Source organism: Streptomyces sp. UNOC14_S4 (genome assembly GCF_020740835.1).
Lineage (GTDB): Bacteria > Actinomycetota > Actinomycetes > Streptomycetales > Streptomycetaceae > Streptomyces.
Genome location: NZ_JAINFC010000252.1, coordinates 1 through 10,674, shown reverse-complemented (window position 1 = coordinate 10,674; position 10,674 = coordinate 1). Strand labels below are relative to the sequence as shown.

Sequence of the window (10,674 nt, the reverse complement as noted above, 5' to 3'; positions counted from 1 at the left end):
GCCGTCAAGCGACCACTGTCCCGCTACGCATACAAGAGCCTGCGCGTGGACCGACGCACCTACAAAGCCACCATCAGCATCGACATCCTGTTGACAGGGCCCATCAGCCCATAACTTCACGGCCTTGCCCTTTAGGGGCGCGGGGAACGGCGCGAGAAGCCCCACCGGGCCCGCGTGATTCTCGCCACCTCTGATCAGATGGGCGCTCACATGAGCGCCCACCGTGCGGCTGCACCTTTCGGACGGGTGGCACGCAGTGCCATGCCAGGTTTGTTCAAGAGTCGATGGCATATCCGCCAAATGGTCGACAGCGCGCGATCGAGCCCGCGCGCAGTGTGAAGATGAGTTCACATACTGAAGAAGCGCCTTCCCGCCACTTTCCCCACCCTTGACTTTCGATCTGCTGGCAGACGGGTGGTTACGGCCCTATGACCATGGAGTGGACCTCCTCAGAAGCCTTCGATCTGGGTACGCTCCCCGCCGTCAGCCCGTTTGAGCACGCCCTCCCCCAACTGAGTACGGGGGGACCCTGAAGGAGTCGAGTCCCGTGCCGGAAACCACAGACCGCCAGAAGTTCGTCTACGACTTCACCGAGGGCAACAAGGACCTCAAGGACCTGCTCGGCGGCAAGGGCGCCAACCTCGCCGAGATGACCAACCTCGGTCTGCCCGTACCTCCCGGCTTCACCATCACCACCGAGGCCTGCAAGGAGTACCTGGCCAGCGGCAGCGCGCCCGCGGCACTGCGTGACGAGGTCTCCGCCCACCTCGCCGCTCTCGAGGAGCGCATGGGCAAGAAGCTTGGCCAGAACGACGACCCGCTGCTGGTCTCGGTCCGCTCCGGCGCCAAGTTCTCCATGCCCGGCATGATGGACACCGTCCTCAACATCGGTCTCTCCGACGCCTCCGTGGCCGGGCTCGCCGCCCAGGCCGGCGACGAGCGGTTCGCGTGGGACTCGTACCGCCGCCTCATCCAGATGTTCGGCAAGACCGTGCTCGGCGTCGACGGCGACCTCTTCGAGGAGGCCCTGGAGGAGACCAAGCGGGCCAAGGGCGTCACCACCGACGTCGAGCTCGGCGCCGCGGATCTCAAGGGGCTCGTCGAGCGGTTCAAGGACATCGTGGCCAAGGAGACCGGCCGCGACTTCCCGCAGGAGCCGCGCGAGCAGATGGACCTCGCCATCCGGGCGGTCTTCGACTCGTGGAACGGCGAGCGCGCCAAGCTCTACCGCCGCCAGGAGCGCATCCCGGGCGACCTCGGCACCGCCGTCAACATCTGCTCCATGGTCTTCGGCAACCTCGGTCCCAACTCCGGCACCGGCGTCGCCTTCACCCGTGACCCCGCCAGCGGCCACCAGGGCGTCTACGGCGACTACCTGCAGAACGCCCAGGGCGAGGACGTCGTCGCGGGCATCCGCAACACCGTGCCGCTCGCCGACCTGGAGCGGATCGACAAGGCCTCCTACGACCAGCTGATGCAGATCATGGAGACCCTCGAAACGCACTACAAGGACCTGTGCGACATCGAGTTCACCATCGAGCGCGGCAAGCTCTGGATGCTCCAGACCCGCGTCGGCAAGCGCACCGCGGGCGCCGCCTTCCGCATCGCCACCCAGCTCGTGGACCAGGGCCTCATCGACGAGGCCGAGGCGCTCCAGCGGGTCACCGGCGGCCAGCTCGCCCAGCTGATGTTCCCGCGCTTCGACGAGAAGGCCAAGACCGAGCTGCTCGGCCGCGGCATCGCCGCCTCGCCCGGCGCCGCCGTCGGCAAGGCCGTCTTCGACTCCTACACCGCGGTCAAGTGGTCCCGCTCCGGCGAGAAGGTCATCCTGATCCGCCGCGAGACCAACCCCGACGACCTCAACGGCATGATCGCCGCCGAGGGCATCCTCACCTCGCGCGGCGGCAAGACCTCGCACGCGGCCGTCGTCGCCCGCGGCATGGGCAAGACCTGCGTCTGCGGCGCCGAGGAGCTGGAGGTCGACACCAAGCGGCGGCGGCTGACCGCCCCCGGCGGCGTCGTGGTCGAGGAGGGCGACCTCGTCTCCATCGACGGCTCCACCGGCAAGGTCTACCTCGGTGAGGTGCCCGTCGTGCCGTCCCCGGTCGTCGAGTACTTCGAGGGCCGCATGCACGCGGGCGCCGACGACGCCGACGAGCTCGTCCAGGCCGTGCACCGCATGATGGCCTACGCCGACCGCACCCGCCGCCTGCGCGTGCGCGCCAACGCCGACAACGCCGAGGACGCCGCCCGCGCCCGCCGCTTCGGCGCCCAGGGCATCGGCCTGTGCCGCACCGAGCACATGTTCCTCGGCGAGCGGCGCGAGATGGTCGAGCGGCTGATCCTGGCCGACCACGAGGACGAGCGCGAGGAGGCCCTCGGCGCCCTGCTGCCGCTGCAGAAGGCCGACTTCGTCGAGCTTTTCGAGGCCATGGACGGGCTGCCCGTCACGGTCCGGCTGCTCGACCCGCCGCTGCACGAGTTCCTCCCCGACATCACCGACCTGTCGGTGCGCGTCGCCCTCGCCGAGGCCCGCCACGAGCCGCACGAGAACGACCTGCGCCTGCTCCAGGCCGTGCACAAGCTGCACGAGCAGAACCCGATGCTCGGCCTGCGCGGCGTCCGGCTCGGCCTGGTGATCCCCGGTCTGTTCGCCATGCAGGTACGGGCCATCGCCGAGGCCGCGGCCGAGCGGAAGAACGGGGGCGGCGACCCGCGCGCCGAGATCATGATCCCGCTGGTCGGCACGGTCCAGGAGCTGGAGATCGTCCGCGACGAGGCCGACCAGGTCATCGCCGAGGTCGAGGCCGCCACCGGCACCGAACTGCGGCTCACCATCGGCACGATGATCGAGCTGCCGCGGGCCGCGCTGACGGCCGCCCAGATCGCCGAGGCCGCCCAGTTCTTCTCCTTCGGCACGAACGACCTGACCCAGACGGTGTGGGGCTTCTCCCGGGACGACGTGGAGGCGAGCTTCTTCACCGCGTACCTGGAGAAGGGCATCTTCGGCGTCAGCCCGTTCGAGACCATCGACAGGGACGGCGTCGGCTCCCTCGTCCGCGCCGCGGCCGAGGCGGGCCGGGCCACGCGGCCCGACCTCAAGCTCGGCGTCTGCGGCGAGCACGGCGGCGACCCGGAGTCCGTCCACTTCTTCCACGAGGTGGGCCTGGACTACGTCTCCTGCTCCCCGTTCCGCATCCCGGTGGCCCGCCTCGAGGCGGGCCGCGCGGCGGCCACCTCTGCGGGCAGCGACAGCCGCTGACGGCCCGCCGTGCCCAGGGGTCCGGGGCTTCGCCCCGGACCCCGCGTTTCGGTGCGGGAAGGCAGGACGCAAAGGCGCGCCCCGTCAGGGGCGCGGGGAACTGCGCGACCAGCCCCCACCGGCCTGTGGTCGCCGGACCACGTTGCCGACCGAGCTCGTAGGCGGCCGGTAACCCGCACGTAACCGCGGCGGCACCCCACCCCGCAAGCCCGCCGCACGGCGAAGGGGCGGCGCCCGTGCGGGAGCGCCGCCCCTCTTTACTCCCCCACCGGGAGTTGTTGCCGCCCGCATCGGCTCGGGCGGCAACTCGCATACTCAGCGGCCGCTTTTTCGCTCGCCACCCCCCACGGGAACGAGCGGGGGCAGCCCCGAGTGCGTGAATAGCATTTCGCTTCCGAGACGTTCCCCGCGAGTCCTTTCAACTGTGGCTAAAAGGGCGTGGTAACAGCTCGTATCGGTGTGCATACTCAGTGAGCGGGGGGTGGTTGCGGATGTCTCATGTGGGGGTTTGGTGCTACGCGTCCATTTCACTGGACTCGATCTGGCCCGGTTGCGCCTGGCCGGAGACCCGGACGCACTCTGGGAAACCGTATTGAGTCTGCACCGGCTCCGGGACAAACAAGGCGAGTCGATCTTCGGTGATTGGCGGTCGGAAACCCGGGTCAGGTTGAATGGTGAAACTCGGCTTCTCGCTCCGCTGGTTCCCTCCCGCGGGTATTTTCCGGACTTCCTGACGCCCGCCGAAGGCGTACTCGGGCTCGACGCGGGCATGCAGGCGCTGCGCGAGACCCCGCCCGACCGGGTCCACCGCGAGCTGGGGAAGCTGTCCACGGTGCGCACCCTCCCGGCTTGGATACGATCCATGGCCGAGGGCGACGACCGCGCCTTCGCCAAGCTGACGGGTGCTCTGCACGCCTACCACGAGGCGGCCATCGCGCCCTACTGGTCGCACATACAGGCGCAGATAGAGGCGGACCGCGCGGTGCGCGGCCGGGCGCTGCTGGACGGCGGCGCCGACGCGCTGCTCTCCTCGCTGCCGCCGATGATGCGCTGGCGGGCCCCGGTCCTGGAGTGCGAGTACCCGGTCGACCGTGACGTCTTCCTGGGCGGGCGGGGCCTGCTGCTGGTCCCCTCGTTCTTCTGCCGCCGTACGCCGGTGACCTACCGGGACCCGGACCTGACGCCCGTGCTGGTCTACCCGGCCCGGCACATGTCGGAGTCCGCGCCCGTGGTCCAGGCGCCGCCGCGCTCGCTCGGCAAGCTCGTCGGGCACACCCGCTCCGCCGTGCTCGGCTCCATCGGCGGCGGGTGCACGACGAGCGAACTCGCCCGCCGCGTCGGGGTGTCGCCGGCCTCCGCCAGCCAGCACGCGGGCGTCCTGCGGGACGCGGGCCTCGTACTGACCTTGCGCAACGGCAGCGCGGTCATGCACACCCTGACCCCGCTGGGCGCCGCCCTGCTGCGCGGCGGTCACCCCGTCCGCGCCTCCCGCCCGCGTCAGCCGTCGATCCCCGAACGTTCGACCCCGGCGACTATGCTGCAGTCTCCCGGGGGGTGACCCCCGGACCCCCAGCCGGGCCGGGAGCCGGGCTCTCAGCCGTCGATCCCCGACCTTTCCACCCCCGCCACGATGTACCGCTGGAGCACCAGGAACACCAGCAGCAGCGGCAGGATCGACACCGCCGCCGCGACGAACAGCTCGTGCAGGTTGACGCTCTGCGCCGTGGTGAACGTGGACAGGGCGACCTGCACCGTCCACGCGTCGCGGTCCTGCCCGATGACCAGTGGCCACAGGAACGCGTTCCAGGCGCCGATGAAGACGATCACGCCGACCGACGCGAAGACCGGCCGGGTGTTGGGCACCACCACCCGCCAGTACGTACGCCACGGGCCGAGCCCGTCCACCTGGGCGGCGTCCTCCAGCTCCCGGGGGAAGCCCAGGAAGTACTGCCGGAAGACGAAGCAGGCGAACGCGCTGAACAGCGTCGGCACGATCAGCCCGCGCAGCGAGGACACCCAGCCGAGCGAGGAGACCAGGACGAACGAGGGCACGAACGTCACCGCCGCCGGGACCATCAGGGTGCCCAGGATCGCGTAGAAGACGGCGTTCGCGTGCTGGTAGGGGACGCGGGCCAGGCCGTAGCCGGCCAGGGAGGCGAGCAGTAGGGTGCCGAGCGTGGTCGCCACCGCGATCAGCGCCGAGTTGAGCAGCGCGTGCGCCATCGGCACGCTCGGGTCGTCGAACAGCTCCCGCAGGTTCGACCAGTGCAGCTCGCGCGGGAAGAACGTCCAGTCGGGCGCGGTGATGTCCGCCTCCGAGGCCAGTCCGTTCCGTACGAGCAGATAGAACGGGACCAGGAACAGCACGGCCAGCGCGACCAGCAGCACCAGCCGGAGCGCACGGCCCACCCGTACCAGGGCGTCGTCCACTTCCCTCACCCTTCCTTCCTGCCGAGTCCGAACCAGCGGGCCTGGGCCACCGTCGCCACCGCGATGATCAGGGCGAGGACGACCGCGCCCGCGCTGCCGACGCCGAAGTCCTGCCCCTGCCCGAGTGCCGTGTAGTAGAGGTAGACCAGGGGCGGCCGGGCGTACGGCGGGTAGCCGCGGGCGTCCGACAGCAGGTTGTAGAACTCGTCGAACGCCTGGAAGGCGTTGATGACGAGCAGCAGCACCACCGCCACCGACGTGGCGCGCAGCGCCGGGAAGGTGATGTGGCGGAAGGTCTGCCAGCCCGGCCGGGCGCCGTCGACCGCCGCCGCCTCGTAGAGCAGGGGCGGGACGCGCTGCAGCCCGGCGAGGAAGAGCACCATGTAGAAGCCGGTCTGGAGCCAGAGCCGGACGGTCACCAGCACCAGCCAGTACCAGGGCGGGTCCGTGGTGGACAGCCACGCCACCTGGTCGGCGCCGAACCAGCCGAGCACGGTGTTGGCCAGCCCGAACCGCACCCCGTTGAAGAGGGAGAGCTTCCAGATCAGCGCCGCCACGACGTAACTGCACGCCGTCGGCAGAAAGAAAACCGACCGGAAGAATGCCCGCGCGCGCCGCAGCCTGCCCACGGCGAGTGCCAGGGCGAGCGAGAGCACGTACGTGGCCGGGACGATGAACGCGGTGAAGACCGTGAAGGTCCCCAGCGCGTCACGGAAAGCCGCGTCACCCAGCACCGTCGCGTAGTTGCCGAAGCCCACGAAGCGGGTCGGCGAGACGGTGTTGCGCGCGTCGAAGAAGCTGAGCCAGACGCTCCAGGCGAGCGGCACATAGGTGAAAAGGACGAGTCCGGCCGCGAACGGACCGACAAAGACCCAGAACCAGAGGGTCTGATTCCGCTCGCGGGAGCCGGCACGCCGTCGTGTGCCGCGTCGTGTACTGGCGGGCGTGGCCATTCAGGACTTCTTCTGTACGCGCCGGAGTTCGGCCTCCGTGGTGCGCAGGGCCGACCTCAGCTCGCTCTCGGGGTCGGCGCCGCCCTTGATAATCCGGCTGAGAGCGTCCTGATAGGCGGTTCTGCTCGTCACCGTCCACAGCAGGGGCTGGGCGTAGCCGTGGTCGGCGGTGAAGCGGACCACTTCCGCCGCCGCGCCTTCCTTGAGTTTCCCGGCCTTCGCGGCGAGGGACAGCCTGGACGGTATGTGAAATCCGTAGGAGAGCGCGAAGTCCTCCTGATAGTCGGTGCGGTCGACCCACAGCCACTTCACGAACGCCTTCGCCGCGTCCCGCTGCCCGCTGCGGGCGCTCACCGCGGAGCCGTACGCGCCGACCGGCACGGCGGGCCTGCCCGACGGGCCGTCCGCCGGGAACGGCAGCACCCCGAAGTCGTCCCCCAGGGCCTTCTGCACCTGCGGCAGCGCCCACAGGCCCGACCACTGCATCGCGGTGAGCCCCTGGATCAGCGCGGCGGGGTCGGACCAGTCGGCGGGCGCGCCCAGCAGCAGCGACTTGTCGGCGTACAGCCGGTGGACCTTGGCCAGGGCGCGGGCCGCCGCCGGGTCGTCGAACCCGGCCTTGCCGTCGTCGGTGACCGGGGAAAGCCCCGCGGCGTACAGCGGAGTGCCGCCGAGCACGCCCGCGCCGCCGTCGTTGCCGAGGAAGAGCCCCTTCACCTTGCTGTCCGTGAGCCGTTTCGCCGCGTCGACCAGCTCGTCCAGCGTGCGCGGCGGCCGTACGCCCGCCTTCTCCAGCAGGCTCTTGCGGTAGTAGAGCAGCTGGGTGTCGACGACCTGGGGGACGGCCCACACCCGGCCGTCCCAGACCTTGGGCTTGATCGCCGCCGGGTGGAAGTCGTCCCGCACCCCCTGGACCAGATCCGTGAGGTCGACGACCTGGCCGCCCCTGATCTGGTCCAGCGTCGGCCCGTTGGCCTCGAACACATCGGGCCCCGAGGAGGTCAGCAGCGCGGCGGCCGTCTGCTGGTCGTAGTCCCCGGGGCGCCACTGCACCGTGACGTCGGCGTCCTTGTACGCCCGCGCGTAGCGCTCGACGGCCCGCTCGGTGCCCGCCTCGCCGTACTGGTGGTACCACTGCGACAACCGCACCTTCGAACCGCCGCCGCCGCGCCCGGTGTTGGACCCGCACGCGGCGGCGAGGCCGCCCGACAGCGCGAGCGCGCCGCCGGTCGTCAGGAGTCGTCTGCGACTGATCGTCGTACCCGCCATGCCGTGACCCGTCCCCTCGTCGTGTGGCCGTGCCCGTACGGCTCAACGATCAACGATGGCGGCGGATTACGACAGAGGTGTTACCCGCGCGTGGCGCTCTTTCCGGCCTTTCCCGTCCCCCGGGCCGGTGCGCGGTCCGGGCCGAGGCGGAAGCGGAGGCGGCAGATGACCGCGTCGGTGTCGCGGCGGACGGCGTGGGCGACGACCGCGCCCCGCTGGTTCTGCAGGAGCCGCTGCCATACGTGGGCGGGCTCGACCTCCGGGATCAGCACCGTGACGCGGTTGTCGGGGTGCCGGTCGGCCAGGTCGCGGACGTAGGACACGATGGGCGCGCCCAGGGCACGGTGAGGCGCGGGCAGCTCGACCAGGTCGACGCCCGGGTTCCACAGCTCCCAGTCGCGGCGCAGCGACTCGGCCGCGCGGCGGCCCTCCGCGTCGGGCTGGGTCACGGTCACGGCCACCACCTCGTCGCCCAGCGACACGGCGGCCGTCAGGGCCTTGCTGGTCAGCCGGGAGAGCGAGGAGACCGGCACGACGACCAGGGAGTGGCAGCGGCGCGGCGCCTCGGGCACCCGGCCGAGTTCCAGGCGCTCGCCGATCCGCCCGTACGCGCGGTGCACGGCCTCGAAGGCCAGCACCAGCAGCGGCAGCGCGAGGACGATCAGCCAGGCGCCCTCGGTGAACTTCGTCGCCGTGACGACGACCGCGGAGACCCCGGTGAGCACCGCGCCGAAGCCGTTCAGCAGCGCCTTGCCCCGCCACTTGGGGGAGCGCTCCAGCCGCCAGTGCCTGACCATGCCGACCTGGCAGATGGTGAAGCCGACGAAGACACCGATCGCGAACAGCGGCACCAGCGTGTTGACGTCACCGCCGGAGAAGATCAGCAGCAGGGCGGAGACGGCGGCCAGCGCCAGCACGCCGTGGCGGTGCACCTGGCGGTCGGCCTTGAGGCCGAAGACGTGCGGGAGGTAGTTGTCGCGGGCCAGCAGGCCCATCAGCACGGGCAGCCCGCCGAACGAGGTGTTCGCGGCCAGGGCCAGCAGCACCATCGTCGCGAACTGCACGACGTAGAAGGCCCAGTTGTGGCCGAGCGAGGCGTCCGCGAGCTGCGCGAGGACGGTGACGCCCTCGACCGGCTGGAGGTGGAAGCGGCCGATCAGCACCGACAGGCCGATCAGCATGACGCCCAGCAGCGCGCCGAGCGCGACCTCCGTGCGCTGCGCCCGCTTGGCGCGCGGGGCGCGGAAGGACGGCACCGCGTTGGCGACGGCCTCGACGCCCGTCAGGGCGGAACAGCCGGCCGCGAAGGCCTTCAGCAGGAGCAGCGCGCCGACCGTGGTGGCGTTGTCCGCGAGCACGGACGCGTGCCCGGCGGCGGCCTCGGTGCTCACGGGCGCCGAGCGGAAGAGGCCCACGGCGACCAGGGCCAGGATCGAGCCGACGAACACGGCGGTCGGCACCATGAACCACTTGGCCGACTCCACGATGCCGCGCAGGTTCACGGCCGTGACGACGACCAGGACGGCCAGGCACAGCCACAGCCGCTGGCCGTAGAGGGAGGGGAAGGCGGAGGTGAGGGCGGCGACGCCGGCCGTCACGGAGACGGCGACGTTCAGTACGTAGTCCAGCACCAGCGAGGCCGCCGTGACCAGGCTCGTGCGGCGGCCCAGGTGCCGCTTGGCGACGGCGTACGAGCCGCCGCCGTCGGGGAAGGCCGCGATGACCTGCCGGTAGGAGGCGACGAGCACGGCCAGCAGCGCGGCGATCGCCAGCGTCACCGGCAGTGTGAAACCGAGGCCGTGCGCCCCCGCCGCCGCCAGCACCAGGACGATCGCCTCCGGCCCGTACGCCACGGACGCCATCGCGTCCAGCGACAGGGCGGCCAGGCCCTGGGCGGCGGTCAGCCGGTGCCGTTCCTCCGCGGCCTCCTCCGTGGTCGGCCGCGCGGCCTCGGTATCGGGCGGCTCCTCGCGTCCGGCGCGCTCGTCCGTATTGGCCACCATGGACATCTTTTGTCGTACCTCCGTGACGTGGGACGGCCAGAGTGCGCCCGGCTTCCGGCGTCCGCGCGTGATCTTGTCGGTCTCTTGTCGCCGCCCGGCGGGATCTTCACGTGTTCTTGACGGGCGGGTCTGATGGGGTGTCAGCGGCGCGTCAGGGTTGCCGCCACACGCGTCAGCGCGCCGTCAACGGTCCGCGACTCGCGCGCCGCGCGGCCCTACCGTCACGACCATGCGGGTACGAATGCGGGCACGGGGCGGTGGACCGGGTGGATCGGGTGGTTTCGTCTTCGCCGGGACCGCTCCGCCGGGCGGCGAGGTGCTCGCCCACGACCGCACCTGGCGGCGCGAGGCCCGCTCCGCCTGGCTCGCGGGCCTCGGCCTCGCGGGCCTGCTCACCCTCGTCGACCTCGCCCGCGGCGGCCTCGACGGCTTCCGCGGCGGCTGCTGGGCGCTCCTCGGCGCACTCCTCGTCGGCGTGCTGCTGCCGCAGCGGGTCACCGCGGGCGACGGCTGGCTCGCCACGCGCGGCCTCTGGCGCGAGCACCGCGTCAGCACCGACCTGCTCACGCTGGCACGGCGCTCGGACGGCATCACCCCGCGGCTGATCCTGCGCGACGTCGGGGGGAACCGGGTGGAACTCGACCCGGCGGTTCTCGTGGCGAACCCCCTGCTCTGGCACTACCTCGACGCGGGCGCGCGCCGCGCACGCTCCAGCGGGCTCCTCCGGGAGGGGGCGGCGGTACTGGCGCAGGTGGGG

The 10,674-nt window shown here is 71.4% G+C and carries 7 protein-coding genes; 3 read left to right on the top strand and 4 right to left on the bottom strand.

All coding sequences use genetic code 11. From position 1 onward, the window contains the following. Positions 1 to 547 precede the first annotated feature (547 nt). Together ppdK and K6I34_RS21900 are read left to right on the top strand one after the other, a co-directional pair. Complete coding sequence (gene ppdK, locus K6I34_RS21905; protein WP_229328033.1) at positions 548 to 3,262, top strand: pyruvate, phosphate dikinase; 2,715 nt, start codon at positions 548 to 550, stop codon at positions 3,260 to 3,262. A gap of 511 nt (positions 3,263 to 3,773) precedes the next feature. Further along, positions 3,774 to 4,820, top strand: a complete 1,047-nt coding sequence (locus K6I34_RS21900; RefSeq protein ID WP_229328034.1) for a helix-turn-helix transcriptional regulator — start codon at positions 3,774 to 3,776, stop codon at positions 4,818 to 4,820. 35 nt (positions 4,821 to 4,855) lie between these two features. Here the strand turns inward: K6I34_RS21900 and K6I34_RS21895 are convergent, their stop codons facing one another. From K6I34_RS21895 to K6I34_RS21880, 4 genes are all read right to left on the bottom strand, one after another. Beyond that, positions 4,856 to 5,692 carry a carbohydrate ABC transporter permease gene (locus tag K6I34_RS21895; RefSeq protein ID WP_229328032.1) on the bottom strand — a complete coding sequence of 279 codons (837 nt, stop codon included), beginning with the start codon at positions 5,690 to 5,692 and terminating at the stop codon, positions 4,856 to 4,858. 5 nt (positions 5,693 to 5,697) lie between these two features. Further along, on the bottom strand, positions 5,698 to 6,645 hold the full coding sequence (locus K6I34_RS21890) for a carbohydrate ABC transporter permease (RefSeq protein ID WP_229328031.1): 948 nt from the start codon (positions 6,643 to 6,645) through the stop codon (positions 5,698 to 5,700). Continuing rightward, positions 6,646 to 7,914 carry an ABC transporter substrate-binding protein gene (locus K6I34_RS21885; protein WP_229328030.1) on the bottom strand — a complete coding sequence of 423 codons (1,269 nt, stop codon included), beginning with the start codon at positions 7,912 to 7,914 and terminating at the stop codon, positions 6,646 to 6,648. It lies immediately after the preceding gene. 80 nt (positions 7,915 to 7,994) lie between these two features. Then, on the bottom strand, positions 7,995 to 9,923 hold the full coding sequence (locus K6I34_RS21880; RefSeq protein ID WP_229328029.1) for an APC family permease: 1,929 nt from the start codon (positions 9,921 to 9,923) through the stop codon (positions 7,995 to 7,997). 223 nt (positions 9,924 to 10,146) lie between these two features. On the opposite strand from K6I34_RS21880, the gene K6I34_RS21875 reads away from it, so the two are divergent. Beyond that, positions 10,147 to 10,674, top strand: a 528-nt coding sequence (locus K6I34_RS21875) for a hypothetical protein (protein ID WP_229328028.1), incomplete at its 3' end; no start/stop codon positions are given.